General features: G+C 40.1%; 13 protein-coding genes. 11 read left to right on the top strand and 2 right to left on the bottom strand.

From position 1 onward, the window contains the following. Window positions 1–108 precede the first annotated feature (108 nt). From K5Q22_RS05305 to K5Q22_RS05275, 7 genes are all read left to right on the top strand, one after another. Window positions 109–339, top strand: a complete 231-nt coding sequence (locus K5Q22_RS05305; RefSeq protein ID WP_002938704.1) for a DUF1797 family protein — start codon at window positions 109–111, stop codon at window positions 337–339. A gap of 125 nt (window positions 340–464) precedes the next feature. Then, a complete protein-coding gene (locus K5Q22_RS05300; RefSeq protein WP_044682108.1) occupies window positions 465–1154 on the top strand; it encodes an amino acid ABC transporter permease in 690 nt (229 codons plus the stop codon). Next, the gene (locus K5Q22_RS05295) at window positions 1147–1881 is read left to right on the top strand and encodes an amino acid ABC transporter ATP-binding protein (RefSeq protein WP_002943067.1); all 735 of its coding nucleotides are present in this window, start codon (window positions 1147–1149) and stop codon (window positions 1879–1881) included. The genes K5Q22_RS05300 and K5Q22_RS05295 overlap by 8 nt, the downstream gene beginning before the upstream one ends. A gap of 233 nt (window positions 1882–2114) precedes the next feature. Further along, window positions 2115–2963 carry a bifunctional methylenetetrahydrofolate dehydrogenase/methenyltetrahydrofolate cyclohydrolase gene (locus tag K5Q22_RS05290; protein WP_024385039.1) on the top strand — a complete coding sequence of 283 codons (849 nt, stop codon included), beginning with the start codon at window positions 2115–2117 and terminating at the stop codon, window positions 2961–2963. Window positions 2964–3205: 242 nt separating this feature from the next. Continuing rightward, window positions 3206–5401: a YSIRK-type signal peptide-containing protein gene (locus K5Q22_RS05285; RefSeq protein WP_205013737.1), complete on the top strand. Its 2196-nt coding sequence runs from the start codon at window positions 3206–3208 to the stop codon at window positions 5399–5401. A 161-nt stretch (window positions 5402–5562) separates the two neighbouring features. Further along, window positions 5563–5961: a hypothetical protein gene (locus K5Q22_RS05280; RefSeq protein ID WP_205013738.1), complete on the top strand. Its 399-nt coding sequence runs from the start codon at window positions 5563–5565 to the stop codon at window positions 5959–5961. Window positions 5962–6233: 272 nt separating this feature from the next. Next, the gene (locus tag K5Q22_RS05275; protein ID WP_221868593.1) at window positions 6234–11513 is read left to right on the top strand and encodes a KxYKxGKxW signal peptide domain-containing protein; all 5280 of its coding nucleotides are present in this window, start codon (window positions 6234–6236) and stop codon (window positions 11511–11513) included. A gap of 254 nt (window positions 11514–11767) precedes the next feature. Here K5Q22_RS05275 and K5Q22_RS05270 read toward each other — a convergent pair whose 3' ends face one another. Then, window positions 11768–12475, bottom strand: a complete 708-nt coding sequence (locus K5Q22_RS05270; protein WP_205013740.1) for a hypothetical protein — start codon at window positions 12473–12475, stop codon at window positions 11768–11770. Window positions 12476–14102: 1627 nt separating this feature from the next. Between K5Q22_RS05270 and K5Q22_RS05265 the strand changes: the two genes are divergently transcribed. Both K5Q22_RS05265 and K5Q22_RS05260 read left to right on the top strand, forming a co-directional pair. After that, window positions 14103–16082, top strand: a complete 1980-nt coding sequence (locus tag K5Q22_RS05265) for a M13 family metallopeptidase (RefSeq protein ID WP_205013741.1) — start codon at window positions 14103–14105, stop codon at window positions 16080–16082. A 134-nt stretch (window positions 16083–16216) separates the two neighbouring features. Beyond that, a complete protein-coding gene (locus K5Q22_RS05260; protein ID WP_205013744.1) occupies window positions 16217–17626 on the top strand; it encodes a collagen binding domain-containing protein in 1410 nt (469 codons plus the stop codon). A gap of 781 nt (window positions 17627–18407) precedes the next feature. On the opposite strand, the gene K5Q22_RS05255 is transcribed toward K5Q22_RS05260, so the two are convergent. Further along, window positions 18408–19115 (bottom strand): CPBP family intramembrane glutamic endopeptidase, encoded by a 708-nt coding sequence (locus tag K5Q22_RS05255; RefSeq protein ID WP_029694000.1) that lies wholly within the window; start codon window positions 19113–19115, stop codon window positions 18408–18410. A 163-nt stretch (window positions 19116–19278) separates the two neighbouring features. Here K5Q22_RS05255 and K5Q22_RS05250 point away from each other — a divergent pair, with 163 nt between their 5' ends. Next, window positions 19279–19923, top strand: coding sequence for a response regulator transcription factor (locus K5Q22_RS05250; RefSeq protein WP_024385031.1), 645 nt, complete (start codon window positions 19279–19281; stop codon window positions 19921–19923). A gap of 2 nt (window positions 19924–19925) precedes the next feature. Continuing rightward, window positions 19926–21284 carry a HAMP domain-containing sensor histidine kinase gene (locus K5Q22_RS05245; RefSeq protein ID WP_024385030.1) on the top strand — a complete coding sequence of 453 codons (1359 nt, stop codon included), beginning with the start codon at window positions 19926–19928 and terminating at the stop codon, window positions 21282–21284. Window positions 21285–21336 lie beyond the last annotated feature (52 nt).

Genomic DNA, 21336 nt, shown 5'->3' with positions numbered 1-21336 from the left:
AAAACTTTCTATGAAAAATAGGGCGATAGGAAGAAAATAGGGAAAAAATAAGACTTTTTTGGCAATATGTGGTAAAATATTCCTATAAAAAGGATTAGGAGAACGAATATGGAATCACATTTGGTGAGAATTATCAATCGTCTGGAAGCTATGGCTAATGACGGCGGTACGTTGAAACGTAATTTCGAACGTGATGGTATTGTTGTTGCAGAAGTGGCTTATAGCTATGACGAGGAAAATGGTTCAGTATTTACCTTGCGTGATGTTGCTGCTCGTGAAACGTACGCGTTTGATAGCATCGACTTGATTGCAATGGAAATCTATGAGCTATTGTACTAAGAAGAAGTGAGAGGCACCTAAGGGTGCTTTTTTCTTATGTAAAATGAATATTATAAACAAAAGTATTGCATAAATATTCAAAAGTGGTATAATAGACTCTAAATGACAGAATTGGAGTAAGTTGAATGAATTTTTCTTTTTTGCCTGAGTATTGGGCTTATTTTAATTATGGGGCAATTGTTACCCTCGTTATTGCATTTTTCTCAGTATTTTTTGGTAGTATTTTAGGTGTGTTGCTTGCTTTTGCTCAGCGTAGTAAGTATAAAGTTTTAGCTTGGACTGCCAATATCTATGTCTGGATTTTTCGTGGGACACCGATGATTGTTCAGATTATGATTGCTTTTGCGATGACACATTTTGTAGCACCAACTTTTCAGCTAGGAATTTTGACGGTAGATTTGACACGCTTGATTCCAGGTATCATTGTTATTTCGATGAACTCGGGTGCCTATGTATCTGAAACTGTTCGTGCAGGTATTAATGCTGTACCAAAAGGACAGTTGGAAGCTGCTTATTCGCTTGGTATTAGACCAAAGCAGGCCATGCGTTACGTTATCATGCCACAGGCTATCAAGAATATCCTTCCAGCCTTGGGAAATGAATTTGTGACTATTGTTAAGGATAGTTCACTTTTGTCAACCATCGGTGTGATGGAATTATGGAACGGTGCTCAGACAGTTCAATCCACTTCTTATATTCCTTTAACACCACTTGTATTTGCAGCGAGCTATTATCTAATTATGACAACGGTGCTAACAGTGATTATTCAGTCGTTTGAGAAAAAGTTGAACAAGGGAGGACAGTTCCATGTCTAATGCAATTATTTCTATCAAGGATTTACATAAGTACTTCGGAAAGAATGAGGTTCTAAAAGGAATTGATTTAGATATTCAACAAGGTCAGGTAGTCGTTATTATCGGTCCATCAGGGTCAGGGAAATCGACTTTCTTACGTACAATGAACCTCTTAGAAGTACCGACCAAGGGAACTGTTACATTTGAAGGTGTTGATATTACTGACAAGTCAAATGATATTTTCAAGATGCGTGAAAAGATGGGAATGGTTTTTCAACAGTTCAATCTTTTTCCGAATATGACGGTATTAGATAATATTACTTTATCACCTATTAAGACAAAGGGAATTGCAAAGGATGAGGCTGAGAAGAAGGCTAAGGAATTACTTGAAAAGGTAGGATTGCCAGATAAGGCGAATGCCTATCCACAAAGCCTTTCAGGTGGTCAGCAACAGCGGATTGCTATTGCGCGTGGTCTGGCCATGGACCCAGATGTCCTACTTTTTGATGAACCGACCTCTGCACTAGACCCTGAAATGGTTGGTGAAGTTCTTGCTGTTATGCAGGATTTGGCTAAGTCAGGGATGACCATGGTTATCGTGACTCATGAGATGGGATTTGCGCGTGAGGTAGCTGACAGGGTTATCTTTATGGATGGTGGTGTCATCGTGGAGGATGGAACGCCTGAAGAAGTCTTTGAACATACCAAGGAAGAACGGACCAAGGATTTCTTGTCCAAGGTCTTGTAATATAGTCATTTAGTTTTTCTTTTATTACTTCGTTAACTCGCTTTGCCGTACTCCAGTACTGTCTGCAGCTCGTTGCCTAGTACTAAAAGTAAACTAAAAGACTATAAATGAACAAATAAGTACGACTCCGATATTGTTCGGAGTTTTTTGCTACATGCTATATTCTACTTTGTACAAGTATAGTCAGTCGGAGAATTTTAGGGTATAATAGAAAAAACAAAAGGAGTGTAGGTATGACAGTCATTGATGGGAAAGCACTAGGTGTAAAAATGCAGGCTGCCTTGGCGGAGAAAACTGCTCGATTAAAAGAAGAAAAGGGTTTGGTACCAGGTCTTGTAGTTATTTTAGTTGGCGAAAATCCTGCTAGTCAGGTTTATGTACGGAATAAGGAGCGGTCAGCTCTAGCTGCTGGATTCAAGAGTGAGGTTGTTCGTGTGCCAGATACGATTTCTGAGTCAGACTTGTTGGATTTGATTGAGCGCTATAATCAGGATGATGAATGGCATGGTATTTTGGTGCAATTGCCCTTACCAGCCCACATCAGCGAGGAGAAGGTCTTGTTGGCTATTGACCCAGATAAGGATGTGGATGGTTTTCATCCGACTAACATGGGGAAATTCTGGTCAGGTCATCCTGTCATGATTCCATCTACTCCAGCAGGAATTATGGAAATGTTCAAGGAATATCAGATTGAGCTGGAAGGGAAGTCTGCTTTAGTTATTGGTCGTTCTAATATTGTTGGTAAACCGATGGCACAGCTGCTATTGGATGCCAATGCTACTGTAACGATTGCACATTCTCGTACCAAAAACTTGCCAGATCTTGCTCGTCAGGCCGATATTCTTGTTGTTGCCATTGGTCGTGGTCATTTTGTGACCAAGGAATTTGTTAAGCCAGGTGCCGTGGTAATTGATGTTGGTATGAATCGTGATGAAAATGGCAAGCTAATCGGTGATGTCAAATACGATGAAGTATCAGAAGTAGCAAGTTATATTACCCCAGTTCCAGGTGGTGTTGGTCCGATGACTATTACCATGTTGATGGAACAGACCTATGAAGCTTGTGTCAGAAGTGCAAAATAATTATCTGAAATATCAGCTATGTGGTGTAGCTGGTATTTTTTATTTTGGGAGTGGGAAGACGAAATCAGAGAAGTGGTACTGGTCTTGAGCCAAGCTTCGTTTTGAGATTTATTCTTGGGAATGAGCATGGGCAGATTAGATAAAAAACAAACGAAACATAATACTATGTGAGATTGGTTTTCTATAATTAGAGTAGGCACTGTGTGTGTTGAGTATTAAATGATAGAAAACAAGGAGAAAAAATGAATAGACAGACTGAAATTTTTTCGTTGAGAAAGAGTAAGGTTGGATTAGCTTCTGTTATGATTGCGCTTATGTGGTTTGGAACAGGCGTGGGAGCAGTTGCAAAAGCTGATGAAACAGCTATTATGAGTACAGAAATCGAAGCCAAGGTAACAGAAACGCCACTTGCTATTGAAGAAGAGCTGGTAGAAGATTCGGATAGAAAAACAGAAAAGGAAGAAGCTACTGAGGTAGAAGTGAAACCGACGGATGCTAGTCTTCCTGACAGCGAGAAAAAGGCTAAAGAAAGCATCTTGAAAATCGATCCTGTTCATGCTGGTGACAAGCAAATTTCAGGTCAGACTATTCCTGGAGGATATGTATTTATTTCTGTGGATGGTGAAGCGATTACTTCCATTGATAATAGTCTAGAAGCGGATGAAGAAGGTAAGTTTAAACATTCTTTAGAAAAGCCATTGGGCTATAACCAAGTGGTTGAGATTAGTTCATTTCCGAAAGAATCTGAAGAAGAGTCTGAGGACGAAGGAGAAGGTGAAGAACTGATTGAGACTGTCAAAACTGAGCGTCATCCAGATGCCTATAAAATTCCGACTGAACGACTAGAGAAGACAGAAGATGGGCAGCACCAAGTTCTGGTGGAACCAATTTTGGAACATGCCAACAAGGTCATTGGGCATACCTCTGTTAAGGGATTTGTTTATCTGTCTATAAATGGAAGTTTTGTATCGGATAAGACGCCAATCAATGAAGATGGGCGATTTGAGGTGACTTTTTCTGACAGTTTAGCAGGCTCGAAATTTAAGGCGAATGACAAACTGGTTTTATCATTTATTTCTGAGGATAATCATCCAGTTATTACAAATCATATCGTTATTCCGTGGGAAAAAACAGATAGCCCTTCACAGATAATGGTGAAGCCACTTTCAAGTGATAATTCCGTTTTGGAGGGGCAGACGGTTCCGTTTGGTCAAGTACAATTATATAATGTTGCTACTTTTGAATTTTTGGAAGAAGCAATTGCTGATAAGACAGGGAACTTTAAAGTTACCTTACCGAAATTGCAACCAGGAGAGCAATATTACCGCTTGGTGTACAATCAGCAAGGAGAAGTTGAATCAATTTATATTGACACGGTAGATGGTCCAAGCAAACAATTAGATAAGGCTGTTATTGCCCCCTTGGTGACTTATTTACAAGAGGTAGATATGGATGAGGCAACCTTTGAAAATCCGATTGTTGTCCCTACTTTGCACAATAAGAAAGATTATATCGTTGGTAGAACTCTGTTTCCACATGCCAATGTTCGGATGGTTTCATCAATTGAAGGTAAGGTATACCCGCCTGTCCAAGTTGATGAATTAGGTTTTTTCGGTTTTCAAATTCAAGATTTACAACTCCCCTTTGAAAAAGGAGAGAAAATTCGTTTTGAGATTTTAGATCCAAAGACAAATATTTTGTTGGCCTCAAAAGAGGTAGTCGTTGGTCAATATTTAGAAGATGAGGATGAGAGTGACTTGCCATTCCAAGTGGACGAAGTGACAACTGATTACGGCTATATTAGTGGAAAAATTGCCCCAGGAGTGACAGTAGAACTGGTATCGACACATAAGGCTGAAGAAATGCTTGCTCGGACAACCGCTGATGCTACAGGTCAGTTTGTATTTGATTTAGGAAATCGAGTATTAAAAGAGGGAGAAACTCTGTCATTCAGGGCTTTTGACCAAGATGGGAGTCAGATGGCTTGGGAGGTTGTGACAGTACAAAAAGGAAAAGGGAAGCGGATTAGTAAACCAGCGCCCCTTATCAGAAAAAATGATGCCATCACAGATGAAGTCAAGACAAATGATATGAAGAAAGCAAATTCTTCTCAGTCCCCATCAATGAGTTTGTCACGAGAGAATCAGCAGATGGGACAGCAAATGGATGTTGTTCAGGAGAAGGTGAGCTTGGAGTCAAAGGGGCATCAAGAAAAAATGGGGACCAAGGAAGAAAAGGTGGCTCCATCAAAAAAATCTGAAGTCATGGAAGAAGACAAGCAAAAAAAAGAGGATTTACATGCTGTTGTTAAGCAAAGCCAGAGCGTTTCCCTCCCAAAAACAGGTGAGAAAAACGGGATGCTTTTAGCCATTCTGGGAGCTGTCAGCTTATTCTTTACAGTTTTGATTATGAGCATCTTAAAGAAGCGTAATGATTAAATTCGATTATCGAATAGGTATTAAAATCGAGTTCGTCTTATTGGTATTTTTAGGCTATTTTTTATCTATTTTTTGAAAAAAACGTCTTTTCATAAATTGTATTTTTGTTATAATAAAACCGTACATTGGTACGGAAAAGAAAAATTTAAAGGAGTATTTTTATGTCAACATTTAAATTAGGTGCAGTAACCTTGTTAGCAGGACTTGCATTATTTGGAGGAGCTACTGCTCAAGCAGAAACATTTACAGCTGTATCATCTGAAGCAACTGGATTTAAAACATCAGATCCATGTCGATTTGATGGAGAGGCAGTAGAAACAAAAAATAGCTGGGGTAATTATACGTTTATCAACCACTATAGACCAGGTGGACGTGGCTCAGAAGGCGAAGTGAACAATGAGCTCGCAAAACAGCTAGAAAACGGTGAGATTATCGCTCATTACTCTCCAGCAGGTGAATTTCCTACAGTAGAACTACGTTCTATGAATGAAAAAGAAGAGAAGCAGAATAAAGCCTTAGATAAGGTTAAACACCTTTACTTCTTTAAGTTTTCAGACTAATAAATGTTTGTAGATTAGACTCTTTTTAGAGTTGCTCATAGTAAATTAAGTCAGAACAATTAAGAGAAAAGTCATCAAAAATGATGGCTTTTTTTATTGTGCAAAGTTTAAGGGCGCAAGGTAAAACGTTCGTATTTTTTGGATATTTTTTATCTATTTTTTGCTGTAAGAGGCTTTTTGCGAGATATTTTTTTGATAAAATTATCCAGTACAAATGAATGACGTACGTTTTTTAAGAATGTGAAAAAATAAGTAGAGAGGTATATTCACAGATGTCAAATAATTTTTTCAAATTTCAAGGCCGTTTTAGGATGTGGAAATCAGGGAAACGATGGCTATATGCAGGTGCCATTGTCACGTTAGCTTCGGTGGGTCTAATCGTAGGCGGAAATAAAATCCTAAGACCGGGTGGAAATGCAAATGAGCAACGATTGTCTATTGTTGATAATAGCAGGATTGAGCAGCAAACCGAGGGAGAAAATTCAGCATTAAGTGGTCGGAATACTAGGACATTACCGGGTTCAGAAGGAGGAAATCGAAGCCCTCAAAATTCAGAATCGAGCGTTTATCATCAAGAAATTGAAAATAGAAATTCTCAATTAGCGGGTGAAGGGGGAACTAGTCAGCAATTAGGACAGAATGGCAATGCTGGAATGCATCGCTTATTAGGTAGTAGTGGCGATAATAGTGGTCCACTTTCCAGCGATTCTGGCTTAGGGGGTCGTACACCTAAGCCGCTTCCAGGTGCTAGTGGTGAAAGTCAAGTGCCGAATTTAAGTGGTAATAATGGTGACCATCAACTTCCAGGTGCCAGTGGTGAAAGCCATGTGTCGAATTTAAGTGGTAATAATGATGGCCATCAACTTCCAGGTGCCAGTGGTGAAACCCACTTGCCAAATTTAAGCGGCAATAATGGCAATCGTCCTCTTCCAGGTGAAAGTGGCGAAAGTCAAGTGCCTAACTTAAGTGGTAATAATGGTGACCATCAACTTCCAGGTGAAAGTGGTGAAAGTCAAGTGCCTAACTTAAGTGGTAATAATGGTGACCATCAACTTCCAGGTGAAAGTGGTGAAAGTCAAGTGCCTAACTTAAGTGGTAATAATGGTGACCGTCCACTTCCAGGCGAAAGTGGTGAAAGTCACTTGCCAAATTTAAGTGGTAATAATGGAGGCCATCAACTTCCCGGTAAAAGCGGCGAAAGCCAAGTGCCTAACTTAAGCGGTAATAATGGTGACCGTCCCCTTCCAGGTGAAAGTGGTGAAAGCCACTTGCCAAATTTAAGTGGCAATAATGGCAATCGTCAACTTCCAGGTAAAAGTGGTGAAAGCCAAGTGCCTAACTTAAGTGGTGATAATGGCAATCGTCCTCTTCCCGGCGAAAGTGGCGAAAGTCATTTGCTAAATTTAAGTGGTAATAATGGTGACCGTCAACTTCCCGGCGAAAGTGGTGAAAGTCAAGTGCCTAACTTAAGTGGTAACAATGGTCATCGTCCTCTTCCCGGCGAAAGTGGTGAAAGCCAGCTCCCAGACTTAAGCGGTAATAATGGTCATCGTCCTCTTCCCGGCGAAAGTGGTGAAAGTCACTTGCCAAATTTAAGCGGTAATAATGGCGGTCTTCAACTTCCAGGTGCTAGTGGTGAAAACCAAGTGCCAAATTTAAGCGGTAATAATGGCGGTCATCAACTTCCAAGTGAAAGTGGTGAAAGTCACTTGCCAAATTTAAGCGGTAATAATGGTAGCCATCAACTTCCAGGTGCTAGTGGCGAAAGCCAAGTACCTAACTTAAGTGGTAACAATGGTCATCGTCTTCTTCCAGGTGAAAGTGGTGAAACCCAGCTTCCAGACTTAAGCGGTAATAATGGTCATCGTCCTCTTCCCGGTGCTAGTGGCGAAAGTCAAGTGCCTAACTTAAGCGGTGATAATGGTGACCGTCACCTTCCAGGCGAAAGTGGTGAAAGTCAAGTGCCTAACTTAAGTGGCAATAATGGTTATCGTCCTCTTCCAGGTGCTAGTGGCGAAAGTCAAGTGCCTAACTTAAGCGGTGATAATGGTGACCGTCACCTTCCAGGCGAAAGTGGTGAAAGTCAAGTGCCTAACTTAAGTGGCAATAATGGTTATCGTCCTCTTCCCGGTGAAAGTGGTGAAAGCCACTTGCCAAATTTAAGTGGTAATAATGGTGGCCTTCCTCTTCCAGGCGAAAGTGGTGAAACCGAGCTCCCAGACTTAAGAGGTGATAATGGCGGTCTTCAACTTCCAGGCGAAAGTGGTGAAAGTCAAGTGCCGAATTTAAGTGGTAATAATGGCGGTCTTCACCTTCCAGGCGAAAGTGGCGAAAGACATTTGCCAAATTTAAGTGGCAATAATGGTGACCATCACCTTCCAGGCGAAAGTGGCGAAAGCCAGCTCCCAAATTTAAACGGTAATAATGGTTATCGTCCTCTTCCAGGCGAAAGTGGTAAAAGCCAGCTCCCAGACTTAAGAGGTGATAATAGCGACCGTCAACTTCCAGGTAAAAGTGGTGAAAGCCAAGTGCCTAACTTAAGTGGTGATAATGGCAATCGTCCTCTTCCAGGTGAAAGTGGTGAAAGCCACTTGCCAAATTTAAGTGGCAATAATGGTGACCATCACCTTCCAGGCGAAAGTGGCGAAAGTCATTTGCCAAATTTAAGTGGCAATAATGGTGACCATCACCTTCCAGGCGAAAGTGGCGAAAGTCATTTGCCAAATTTAAGCGGCAATAATGGCGATCGTCCTCTTCCAGGTGAAAGTGGTGAAAGCCACTTGCCCAATTTAAGTGGTGATAATGGTGGCCATCAAGTTCCAGGCGAAAGTGGTGAAAGTCACTTGCCAAATTTAAGCGGTAATAATGGTCATCGTCCTCTTCCCGGTGCTAGTGGTGAAAGTCACTTGCCAAATTTAAGTGGTAATAATGGAGGCCATCAACTTCCCGGCGAAAGTGGTGAAACCCATTTGCCCAATTTAAGTGGTAATAATGGAGGCCATCAACTTCCCGGTGCTAGTGGCGAAAGTCAAGTGCCTAACTTAAGCGGCAATAATGGCGGTCATCCACTTCCAGGTGAAAGTGGTGAAAGCCACTTGCCAAATTTAAGTGGCAATAATGGTCAACGTCCTCTTCCAGGCGAAAGTGGTGAAAGCCAAGTGCCTAACTTAAGCGGTGATAATGGTGACCGTCAACTTCCAGGTGCTAGTGGTGAAACCCACGTGCCAAATTTAAGTGGTAATAATGGTCATCGTCCACTTCCCGGCGAAAGTGGTGAAAGTCAAGTGCCAAATTTAAGTGGTAATAATGGCGATCGTCCTCTTCCAGGTGAAAGTGGTGAAACCCACTTGCCAAATTTAAGTGGCAATAATGACGATCGTCAACTTCCAGGTAAAAGTGGTGAAAGCCAAGTGCCTAACTTAAGCGGTAATAATGACCATCGTCTTCTTCCAGGTGAAAGTGGTGAAAGCCAGCTTCCAGATTTAAGTGGTAATAATGGGGATCATCAACTTCCAGGTGCTAGTGGCGAAAGCCAAGTACCTAACTTAAGCGGCAATAATGGTGATCGTCCTCTCCCAGGTTCGGAGGGAGACAATCGTGGACCGAAATTAAGTGAATCTAGTTCAGAAGAGGGATGGAAAACAGGCTATGAAATAGGTTATTTAGATGGTTATAGAGGGTTTGGAAAAGCTCCTATTCCAGATCCGGACTATGAGAGAGGTTACTTTGAGGGGCGACTTGCACGAAAACAGTCCCATCAAGAAGGTCGTAATAGTCATCCACTTCCCGGCAAGGAAGGTGAGACTGTCGTCCCCGGCGATTCTGGTCTAGGTGGTCGCAACCAAAGTCCTCTTCCCGGCGAAAGTGGTGAAAGCCAAGTGCCTAACTTAAGTGGTGATAATGGTGACCGTCAACTTCCAGGTAAAAGTGGTGAAAGTCAAGTGCCTAACTTAAGTGGTAATAATGGTGACCGTCAACTTCCAGGTGAAAGTGGTGAAAGCCAAGTGCCGAATTTAAGCGGTAATAATGGCGGACATCCTCTTCCAGGCGAAAGTGGTGAAAGCCAGCATCCAGATTTAAGTGGTGATAATGGTGACCATCAACTTCCAGGTGCCAGTGGTGAAAGCCACGTGCCGAATTTAAGTGGTAATAATGATGGCCATCAACTTCCAGGTGCCAGTGGTGAAACCCACTTGCCAAATTTAAGTGGCAATAATGGCGACCGTCCTCTTCCCGGCGAAAGTGGTGAAAGCCAGCTTCCAGATTTAAGCGGTAATAATGGCGACCATCAACTTCCAGGTGCTAGTGGTGACCGTCACTTGCCAAATTTAAGCGGTAATAATGGTCATCGTCCTCTTCCAGGCGAAAGTGGCGAAAGTCAAGTACCGAATTTAAGTGGTAATAATGGCGATCGTCTTCTTCCAGGTGCTAGTGGCGAAAGCCACGTGCCTAACTTAAGCGGTAACAATGGTCATCGTCCCCTTCCAGGCGAAAGTGGTGAAAGCCACTTGCCGAACTTAAGCGGCAATAATGGCGACCGTCAACTTCCAGGTAAAAGTGGTGAAAGTCAAGTGCCTAACTTAAGTGGTAATAATGGTCATCGTCTTCTTCCAGGTGAAAGTGGCGAAACCCAGCTCCCAGACTTAAGCGGTAACAATGGTCATCGTCCTCTTCCCGGCGAAAGTGGTGAAAGCCACTTGCCGAATTTAAGTGGTAATAATGGCGGTCATCAACTTCCCGGCGAAAGTGGTGAAAGCCAACTCCCAGGTTTAAGCGGTGATAATGGTGACCGTCAACTTCCCGGCGAAAGTGGTGAAAGCCACGTGCCGAACTTAAGCGGTAACAATGGTCATCGTCCCCTTCCCGGCGAAAGTGGTGAAAGCCATGCGCCTAACTTAAGTGGTAATAATGGTCATCGTCCCCTTCCAGGTGCTAGTGGCGAAAGCCACGTGCCGAACTTAAGCGGTAACAATGGTCATCTTCCTCTTCCCGGCGAAAGTGGTGAAAGCCACATGCCGAATTTAAGTGGTAATAATGGTGACCGTCAACTTCCCGGCGAAAGTGGTGAAAGCCACATGCCGAACTTAAGCGGTAATAATGGCGGTCTTCAACTTCCAGGTGAAAGTGGTGAAACCCACTTGCCAAATTTAAGTGGTAATAATGGCGATCGTCTTCTTCCAGGTGCTAGTGGCGAAAGCCACGTGCCGAACTTAAGCGGTAACAATGGTCATCGTCCCCTTCCAGGCGAAAGTGGTGAAAGCCACTTGCCGAACTTAAGCGGCAATAATGGCGACCGTCCCCTTCCAGGTGAAAGTGGTGAAACCCACATGCCAAATTTAAGTGGTAATAATGGTGGTATTCAACTTCCAGGCGAAAGTGGTGAAAGCCACGTGCCGAACTTAAGCGGTAATAATGGTTATCGTCCTCTTCCAGGCGAAAGTAGTAATGATGATTGGCCATCATTTGTTGAACTTGGATATGAGCACGGACGCGTAGATTATAACAACGGTAGTTTTATCGAGTGGGAAATCGGTTGGAGGATTGAACTGTAATCTACATCCGAAAACCCATCTTGGTTTGAATACTTCCTAAAATGAAATATAGAAAAACACTCCTGTTGAATTCTAGTATAAAACTAGACACAGGAGTGTTTTATTGCGTGGAGTATGAAATGATTGGCATTACTGTAGACTGGTCTCAAATAAAGAGAGAGCAGTTGCTCTCTCTAGTTTATACATTGTTTGATGATAAAAGGAATTTATACGTAATTTTATAAACTATGAAAAGTGAAATGGTAGTAAAAGGATTAGGATTCGTTCACCTGTGTTCGCCAGGTCGCAAGATTGCGAAGGATTCTCTCATATTCGCGAATCAATGGTTTCTCAATATGGTGATATTCAAGTTTCATAACTTGGTTGCGGAAATTATTAGCTTTTGGAGTCCAATAGCCTTTTCTTGATTCCAAGTTTTCGATTTCAGTGATACGGCTTTCCAAGTCTGCTTTTAATTCGTCTCGTAATTCATAAAACTCAGGAGTGCGACGAAGAGGAATGATGTCATCGTCTAGATATGGATAGTCATCAATAGGATTTAAGCCGTGGTCCTCTACTTGTGCCTTCCAAATCGCAATATCTTGAAGAATCATTTCGTATATCTGAATCAAATCATCTTTGGAACCCCAAACAAAGTCAAACTGCTGAACTTTTACGCGTAATTCATCAGCTTGGCTTGTGACTTCGGGAGAGTAAGGAGCTCGTTTTTCCACCTCGCTAATACGGTCTTCTAAATCGGCACGTAACTCCTGAGCCAATGTTAGAGTTTCTGTTGTTTGTGGAAAGAGAAAATCGTAATATCCATTAAATTGAGCCGATTCAATAGGCATATTAGCTGCCTGGGTGTCGGCGTGGATAGTGGCAGTTGTCCCAGCCATTCCAATCATTGTGATTAGTGCTAGGGCAGGAATTGCTTGTGCATGTAAAATAGCTACTGCTTTACTTTTAAGTTGATTCTTCATAAAGCACCTCTTTCTAAAAAAATATATAAAAGAATGGCCATTCCTCTACACACTCATCTTATCATAAACGAGAAATTCGTAGGTGGGGACAGACTATTATTTGTATACGCTTTATCTGTAAGATGATTTATTCGAAAAATTCAATCGTTGTACGATGTAGCTGGAGAATGAAGGTCTACAAAGTTTAACGTTAATGGCTGTTATTAGAGTAGCCACATAATCATGCAAAAAAGCTGGATAGAATGATAAGTGTAGGCTAGTATATTGTAAAAATGTCAAGCTGGTTTGGATGGGAAGAAAACTTTGAGAAATGACTTTACTATAAATAGTAAACACAGCGAAGTTCATATTATTTCTTCCGAATAGCCAAAGGTGTTTGTGTAAGAGATGACACATATCTGTTTTTTAGGTTATATAACCCTACCCTAGTTTTTATGTAATATTTGTATATGTTTTGTTTTTTTGACATTTTTTTATGCTATACTAACTTCACGGTATCGATTAAGATAGCGAATGATGAAATTGAAAAGGAGTTATGATGGAATAAGTCATAGCAAAGCGAAATGTAATCTGAAGTGATATTGCATATACGTCATAGTTATTCAAATAATTGTCGGAACTAATTTAATATTTCTTGCTTACCTTTGGTTAAATTAGCGTCCATAACAATGGAAAGGTACTATGTATCAGATAGATCGTCGTACCGAAAAGAAGTTTTAGAGATAGTCTCAAATGGAATCATCCGTACAAATCTAGTCTCGTTCAGATGCGGCATACAAGAAAAAGTACATTGACTAGGACTTTTAATGAATCTGACATTGGTTGAAAGAAATGTTGAAATAACTTTCTCATAGCTTAGAGAGTAATTCTTATCAATCTTATAATTTTTGTCCTTCATAATTTAATAAAACTTTCTTATACACTGAAATTTCATAATCAAACAAAACTTTCACAAACTTTTTTAATTCATTAAAATATCGTAGTCCAGTAAATGATTCGCATAAACTCTAAAAACTTCTTTATTTACTATTGCCTTCTAAAATCTTTTTCAATTCATAATATAAAAACCTGTCTCTTCCTTCCTAGAGGCAGGTTTTTATATGGCTGTATTTCTGTTGTAGGAGAAAGGGAAGGGGAGTCAGTAAGAATGACTCCATTTCTTTTTTAGGCAATATAAGATTTGTATAAGCTTTTTGTATTTCTTTTGAGTTTTCCCGTTTTGAAGGGGTTTGGTGTGATATACTGAGGCTGATTCTAAGGGAAATTGAGACTCATGGTTTAGTCAGGCGCTGAAATCTATGCTGAAGTGACTGCTGACATCAGGCTGAGGAGAATTTTTGTGCAACAAGCACATGATTTGATTGAGACCTCCTATCGGCAGTTGCTAAGATGACATGGACAAACGGCTATTGGTCTCTTTTGGAAAATGCGCGAGATTTATCTTGTGTCTTACAGGATAGGGACTGCTCAGCTACATCTAGAGATGAGGCGAAATGGACGAATAGGGATAGTCTGACTTATTTGTGCATTTATTGATAAGGAGGAGATAAGTAGACAGTGTTTATTTTAAAGAAATAGTAAATTATTGACTTCATTTCAAATTTAACGAAAGGTATGTGTAATCAAGATGAATAAGACGCTTAAGTTAACTGCAGTTTCCATGTTTTCTGTGGTATTTCTAGTAGCCTGTGGAGTGGGGAAATCGACTCCGCAAGCAACACCGCAAACCGATTTTCATTCCTATATCAATGCTGAATGGTTGAAGGAAACAAAATTGGGAGAAGGTCAGGCGCAAATCGATAACTTTGCTCAAATGACAGACAGAACACAAGAAAAAATCCGAGAAATGATTGACCAGTTGGATGAAAATTATCAGCAGTTGAAAATCGGAAGTGAGGAGAGAAAGCTGATTGACTTTTATCGTTTAGCGGCTGATTTTGAGACACGAAATAAACTAGGAATTGAACCGCTCAAACCGTTTCTAGACGAGATACAGAAAGCCTCTACAATGGATGCAGTGAGCAAGATTTTTGTTTCTATGTATGGTAAAAATATCCGAACACTCATCAATTTGAGTGTCACCCAGGATATAAAGGATAGTAATAAAAATTCTCTCTATATTGACCCTCATAAATTAAGTTTTGCGAAAGAGAACTATGAAGGGACTGATGATTTTTCACAGAAAAGTCAGAAAGCCTTTAAAGAGTATTTACAAAAAATCTTTCATTTGATAGGGGATGATTCCAAGGAAGCCGCTGCAAAGGCAGAGCTTGTATTTAACTTGGAAAAAGAGATGGCTATAGTACAGCGTCCAAAGAAAGAGGCAGATAATTTTGATGCGATGTATAATCAAAAGACCTGGGATGAGGTAAAAGCATTAGCACCCAATCTACCAATTTCAGCACTTGCTTCAGAACTGGAGCTTGAGCATGCTGCAACAATGGTGGTATCAGAACCAGATGCTCTTAAGAAATTAAATGAATTGTATCAAGAAAAGAACCTTGCAGCTCTTAAAGCTCTGCTCCAATATCGTTTGATTGCCCACTACAGCAATTATTTATCAGAAGATGTTATTGAAGCTAAGGCAACTTATGAGGGGGCAATGGAAGGGACTGTAAATATTCCAAGTCATGATGAAGTTGTCGAATCTGCTGTTGATGAAAACTTTGCGGACTTGATTGGCAAACTGTATGTGAAGAATCATTTTTCAGAAGAATCTAAAGCAGATGTTCTCAAAATGGTGGAAGAAATCAAGTCAACCTATCGCGAACGTATCCAAGCAGTACAGTGGATGTCTGAGGAGACAAAAGCGCATGCCCTTAAAAAAATAGACAGTATGGGCGTTAAAATTGGTTACCCAGATCAGTGGAAAGACTATACTAATTTTAGCATCCAAGCCAAGGAGGATGGAGGTAGTTTGCTATCCAATATTGATACGATTCGGATGAGCAAATTGAAAGAAGAGTTTGCTGAGCTTAATAAGCCTTTTGATAAGACTCACTTTGGGATGCCTGCGCACACTGTCAATGCTTTTTACAGCCCATCAAACAATGAAATTGTTTTTCCAGCAGGTATTTTACAAGCACCTTTCTATGACCCATCTGCCAGTCCAGAGGCAAATCTGGGTGGAATTGGTGCTGTCATTGGACACGAGATTTCCCATGCTTTTGATAGAGCAGGCTCACAATTTGATGAAAAAGGGAACTTAGTGAACTGGTGGCAACCAGAAGACTTGGAAAAATTCAAGGCTAAGGTTCAACAAGCAGCAGATATTTATTCAAAATTGGAAGTTGCCCCAGGATACTATGTCAACGGGGAGATTTCAACGGGAGAAATTATTGCTGATTTGGGAGGAATGACAGTTGCCATTGATATTGCTAAGAAAAAAGGCTATGATACCAAGAAAGTATTCGAAGCCTACGGAAAAGTTTGGCGTGCAGTGACAACGAAAGAATTTGCAATTGCCAATATTACTGATGAACATCCACCTGCTAAATACCGTGTGAATAATATTGTGAATCAGCTGGAACAATTCTATACAGACTTCAATGTTAAAGAGGGCGATCCTATGTATGTTAAGCCTGAGGAGCGTTTGAAGGTCTGGTAGGAGTATAAAAAATACAAAATCATTTTACACTGAAAAGATCCCTTTGATGAGGAGAGCCTTGATTTAGAACAACTAATAAAGGCTCTTTTTTGAGGGGGTATATTAAAGAGTTTATATTTTAGAAGGAGACTATTATGTTATTTTCAAAACATCACACCATTCGATTTGTATCTGTTGTAGCACTTTTAACTGCTGGACTGGGCTCAATGCCTACTATTTTAGCGGAGGAAACAGATGCAGCAACCAACAAGACTGAATTGGATTTCAGAGCAAACATAGTTGACGGCAACAATACGGCATCAGGTGAAGGAAACATGCCTGATTTAGCTAATAAGCCTGAATCGGAGACCAATGTTGCGACTAATAAGGAGCACTTGAGTGGGAAGGCGATTGAGATTACCGTTCAGGATGAAGATGCAACGCCCTTATCTTCTCAATTAGTAGAATTAAAAACCTCTTCTAATGAATCCCTTGGAAGTCGCTTATCTGATCAAAACGGAAAGGTCAGCTTTACTGATAAAATCGTTGAAGGTACTTTCTATGAATACTATGTCAATGGAGAGAAAATTGGAGAGGTATTCCCAGGACAGTCTCGTTTTGCCTATCTTTCTTCAGATAAAATTGTAAAGGAAGAGGCTTCATCTTATAGCAGTAAGAAAGAAGAAACTGAAGAAAAAGGATTTACTTTTACAGCAACTATTCTCAATAAAAACGGAAAAGTATTAGCAGATAAGGAAGTCCAGATAGTGGATACCTCAACAAGAGAACACAAGGTAGTCGCTACCAATAGAACAAACGCCAAAGGACAGGCTATTTTTAATCATCTTCCCTTAAATATTAATTTGAGTGTAGTTGTAGATGGGGTTGCGCAGGGCTATACCCTCCGTGCTAATGGTAGTGAGAGTCAGTTGGGCTCTAGCTTTATTGCTGAGGGGGAGGGGACTGTTGATCCAGAATTCAGCATGACACCGTTGACAGTGGTTATTCGCAATGCAGGAGCTAATCCTGTAAGCGGGCAAGAAGTGACCTTGGTGGACAAAACAGGTCGCTCAATTGGAACGCAGCGGACGAATGCAGATGGAAAGGCTATTTTTAAAGAGGGGTTGCTTGATGGTACCTTCTATACAGTACTGGTTAATGGTAAGGCGATGTCTGAAGTCATGACAGGTATGGAACGCAGTATTTACTTGTCTAACAAGGAAATTATCAAGTCATCACCTGCGGAAAAACCTCAGATAAAGACAGAGGCCCTCATCAAGGAAAAATTTCTGTCAGACAGGGAAAAAACTCAACCAAATTCTAGCAGTAAAAAGGAAAACATGCCAGAAAAAATGGATTCCAACAAAGGTAAAGAAACAAGTAGTAATAAGATGGATACGAAAAAATCTTCTGCTACTATTGAAAAAACAGAGAAGAAAGAAAATCGGGATCACAGAAAAATGCTGCCTAATACTGGGGAGAAAAATGGAATCGCGACCCTACTAGGATTTCTGCTACTTTTGGTCTTCCCATTCCTACGGAAAAAGAGTGGAAAAAATGCATAAGGTCCAGTTTGTAGCAATTTTTAGGGAAAGCTTGAACAATTCTATCGATAATAGAGTAAGCATAAACAAACAATAGATGAAACACAAATGAATTCAAGGATTCCATGATAAAATAGATTATGCAAACATATCGCCATCCATAGTATGTTTTGCACCTAAGTTGGTACATAGTAGTTGGTGTAGTCACATGATAAAGAAGACACGTGGACTACCTAACAGGAATTATGATACAATGTCTAATTTTCATCCTCATCCTTAGGAATCCAATTACTATATTTGGATAACAACCACCTCAATGCGCACGATGAGGTGGTTGTTGTTTATTTAAAGAGCGTCTGTACTGCCATGCAGAATAGATACAAACTGACTGTGAAAGCTTAGAAACTGGATAAAAGCATCAGCTGAATCGGGAGGATTTTAGCTCATTTAAAATAGTTCTATGTTTTGTCTAAGTATTCTGTGTTTCTTTTGAGTGACTTTTCTATATATCTTTTTATTGTGATATACTATTGTTGTTATCTACAGAGAAGGTAATGTGAAGTTGTTTTATGAGGGCAACTTTTTATAAGCTAAACATAATTGATTCAAAGAAAAGTCTGCTATAAGGACTGTGTTGAGCCACTATTTATATGCTGTTGACTGGGCATGATATGCCATAGAGTTCTATCTTAGTGGTAGGAAATGGAGGTCTTCTGATTCCCCGCCTTTCAAACGAGTCTGAAAGCATAAATAAAACCCACATCACCTTTAGATGGTTATGTGAGTCATAAATGTGTACGTATTATATGTATATATGCCCCAGGACTGTTAGCCCGATAATATCTGCTATGGCATGAGCCAAGAAGAACGGAAGCATGTTTTGAGGTTTTATTTTTTGGTAGAGTAGATGGAAAATAATTCCAACGATTAAACCTAGTCCGATGCCAGCAACTAGCCCCTGATAGGTATGGAAGCTACAACGGATAATCAGTGAGTAGAGAAATGCCCACTTAGCATGTTTTGGATTGCCCATCAGACAGATACCAAGGAAGAAAATCTCTTCGTAGAATCCATTCAGCAAGGCATAGAATATTAATGAATAGCTGGCTTTATGTACCAAGTGGAACATCGATGGTGTCGCAGGTGCGATAACTTGATGGGACACAAGCTGAAAAACATCCATACAGAGGGCTGCGACAATGAAGATGACGATAGTCTGTAGTGGAACCCACGGTGTAAAGAGAATTCGTTTTTTCCACTGTGAAAAGTCAAAATTACGCAGTAGTAAATAGAAGAGGGCAAGAGCTAACCAGACAATTTGAATGGCCACTGCCTTGCAGTTATCTAATGCTGAAAAAGTCAGATTTTCCTGTAGGGTTCTCGTTTGATCTTGTAGTGCTAGGTATTGGAGTGTGGAGTTGAAAATTCCCTCACCAAATAAAATCAGACTCAGGATGACAATATCAAACCACTTTAGAACAGTCAGTTTTTCAGAATTCAAGTTGAACATTAGTAGTCCTTTCTTTATTAATTTAATTTAGTTTAGTCTACCAAACAATTCTATACATGTTCTCTTCGAGATGTATTTTTTATCTGTTTTTTCAAGATAGTAGATATATACAACAAGAGACACAAGAATACCAATTTATTTATAGGTTTTAAAGGAGAGTATAATGGCGAAAATTATGGTTGTAGAAGATGATATTGTTATCAGTCAAGTAGTTTGTGAATTTCTAAAGGATCACGGCTACGAAGTGACCCATATTTCCGACGGAAAAATTGCACTTGAAACATTTCGAGAAGAATCATTTGATTTGATTGTATTGGATATTATGATTCCGTCCATGACAGGATTGGAAGTCCTACAGGAGATTCGTAAGACATCAAAAATTCCAATTCTTATGTTAACGGCAATGGATGACGAATACACACAATTGGTTAGCTTCAATCAACTGATTAGTGACTACGTTGTAAAACCTTTTTCGCCGATTATTCTTGTGAAACGCATTGAAAATATTTTGCGTGGTGAAGGTGATATTATAGAAGCAGCCGACATCCAAATCCATCCGTCCAGTGGAGCGGTTTATATGGCAGAAGAAGAAGTGCAATTAACGAAAAAAGAATACGAGATTTTACTGTACTTGGCAAAACGCCGTGGAAAAATTGTCAATCGTGATCATCTAATGCTGGGAATTTGGGGCTATACAGAACTGGATAGCCGAGTTTTGGACAATCATATCAAGAATCTACGTAAGAAGTTACCATCTCTTCCTTTACGAACGGTAATTGGTCGAGGTTATCAGGTTGAGGAATTCTAACAATGGGAATCGCTAGAAAAAACTTCATCGTTGTTACGGTGATGATTACCTTTATTTCTTTGACCTTATTGGGACTATTATATTATGCCATGCCGATCTATTATAATCAAGTTCGGAAACAAGAACTCAAAGATGATTATATGAGAGTTGCGATGCAGCTGGACGGGAAGCCAGAAGTTGAAATATTAGAGGAAATTGATGATTATGATCAAAAAACTCCGAATATCATCATTACTCTATTCTCCGAGTCAAATAAAATTATCTATCCAGATCCCAATGACGAAGAGGCCAAAAAGAACGAGGAGGAGTATTTAAAGAAAGGAAATTTTGATGAGTTTGGTTCATGGTCAGTAGCCATTGAATCCGCTGAAGGGACGATCTACTATTTGCTGTTTAATTACGGTTTTCATTCTCTCTCGGATGTCAGTCAGATCCTGGTTACCTTCTATCCCTTCATTCTGGTATTAATCATTTTGCTTGCAGTTTCCTCGGCCTTTGTCTACAGTCGACTGGCCACTCGTAGAATCGCAGCCATTTCTGCAACAACCCGCAAAATGCAATCTTTGGAGCCAGGGATTAATTGTTCTGTATCTGGTGTGGATGAAGTAGCAACCCTAGCACAAGATGTCAATAGTCTTTATAGTAAACTTTTGACCAGTATCAAGGAATTGAAAACGGAGAACGAGAGGACTTTAGCCCGTGAAAAGGAAAAATCTGACTTTCTCCGTATTACATCTCACGAATTAAAAACTCCGATTGCTAGTGCGCTAGGCTTGATTGAGGGGATGATTCATAATGTCGGTCCCTTTCAGGATCATGATACTTATTTGAAGAAATGTAGAGAATTGCTGAAGGAACAATCTAATTTGGTTTATTCCATTTTAGAAGCAACCAATCTCGATATGGCATTGAAAGATAGCAAGGGAAGTATCCAATTAGATGAGTTAATTAAGGATTCATTGACGAGCTATTTTAGCTTAGCGGAAGTTCGTCCCTATCAGTTTACAGTTGATTTAGCTCCAGTTATTATTGAAGGAAATTCAGTTTATCTACTGAAGGCTATAAAAAATGTTTTGGATAATGCATTTCGTTATACAAAAATTGGAGGTGCTATTCGTCTACAATTAACGGAGCATCAATTAATTATTGAAAATGAAGTCGAGGCTGTACTGGATGAGGAGGAATTGTCGCAAATCTTCAAGCCTTTCTATCGTCCAGATTTTAGTCGGCAGAGAAAGGATGGTGGAACAGGGATTGGTTTGTTCATTGTGCAACAAATTCTTGAAAAACACCAATTTGGATATACATTTTATGCTGCTGATGAAAAGACAATGCGCTTTGTTATTCAATTTGATTCCTAGGTTATTCCATGATATAAAAAATTTTGACAGTAAGAAATAGATAGCAATTGCT

Origin of the sequence: Streptococcus sp. 2018162, assembly GCF_019754175.1 — a bacterium.
In the GTDB taxonomy this organism is placed as follows: Bacteria; Bacillota; Bacilli; order Lactobacillales; family Streptococcaceae; genus Streptococcus; species Streptococcus hashimotonensis.
The sequence above is the reverse complement of the archived record's forward strand: the minus strand, read 5'-3'. Positions and strand labels throughout refer to the sequence as shown.

What these genes read in the sequence shown, in the direction of transcription:
- K5Q22_RS05305 (WP_002938704.1), top strand. Translation starts at nt 109, where the DNA reads ATGGAATCACATTTGGTGAGAATTATCAATCGTCTGGAAGCTATGGCT.
- K5Q22_RS05270 (WP_205013740.1), bottom strand. Translation starts at nt 12,475, where the DNA reads ATGAAGAATCAACTTAAAAGTAAAGCAGTAGCTATTTTACATGCACAA.
- K5Q22_RS05275 (WP_221868593.1), top strand. Translation starts at nt 6,234, where the DNA reads ATGTCAAATAATTTTTTCAAATTTCAAGGCCGTTTTAGGATGTGGAAA.
- K5Q22_RS05245 (WP_024385030.1), top strand. Translation starts at nt 19,926, where the DNA reads ATGGGAATCGCTAGAAAAAACTTCATCGTTGTTACGGTGATGATTACC.
- K5Q22_RS05265 (WP_205013741.1), top strand. Translation starts at nt 14,103, where the DNA reads ATGAATAAGACGCTTAAGTTAACTGCAGTTTCCATGTTTTCTGTGGTA.
- K5Q22_RS05280 (WP_205013738.1), top strand. Translation starts at nt 5,563, where the DNA reads ATGTCAACATTTAAATTAGGTGCAGTAACCTTGTTAGCAGGACTTGCA.
- K5Q22_RS05250 (WP_024385031.1), top strand. Translation starts at nt 19,279, where the DNA reads ATGGCGAAAATTATGGTTGTAGAAGATGATATTGTTATCAGTCAAGTA.
- K5Q22_RS05285 (WP_205013737.1), top strand. Translation starts at nt 3,206, where the DNA reads ATGAATAGACAGACTGAAATTTTTTCGTTGAGAAAGAGTAAGGTTGGA.
- K5Q22_RS05295 (WP_002943067.1), top strand. Translation starts at nt 1,147, where the DNA reads ATGTCTAATGCAATTATTTCTATCAAGGATTTACATAAGTACTTCGGA.
- K5Q22_RS05290 (WP_024385039.1), top strand. Translation starts at nt 2,115, where the DNA reads ATGACAGTCATTGATGGGAAAGCACTAGGTGTAAAAATGCAGGCTGCC.
- K5Q22_RS05255 (WP_029694000.1), bottom strand. Translation starts at nt 19,115, where the DNA reads ATGTTCAACTTGAATTCTGAAAAACTGACTGTTCTAAAGTGGTTTGAT.
- K5Q22_RS05260 (WP_205013744.1), top strand. Translation starts at nt 16,217, where the DNA reads ATGTTATTTTCAAAACATCACACCATTCGATTTGTATCTGTTGTAGCA.
- K5Q22_RS05300 (WP_044682108.1), top strand. Translation starts at nt 465, where the DNA reads ATGAATTTTTCTTTTTTGCCTGAGTATTGGGCTTATTTTAATTATGGG.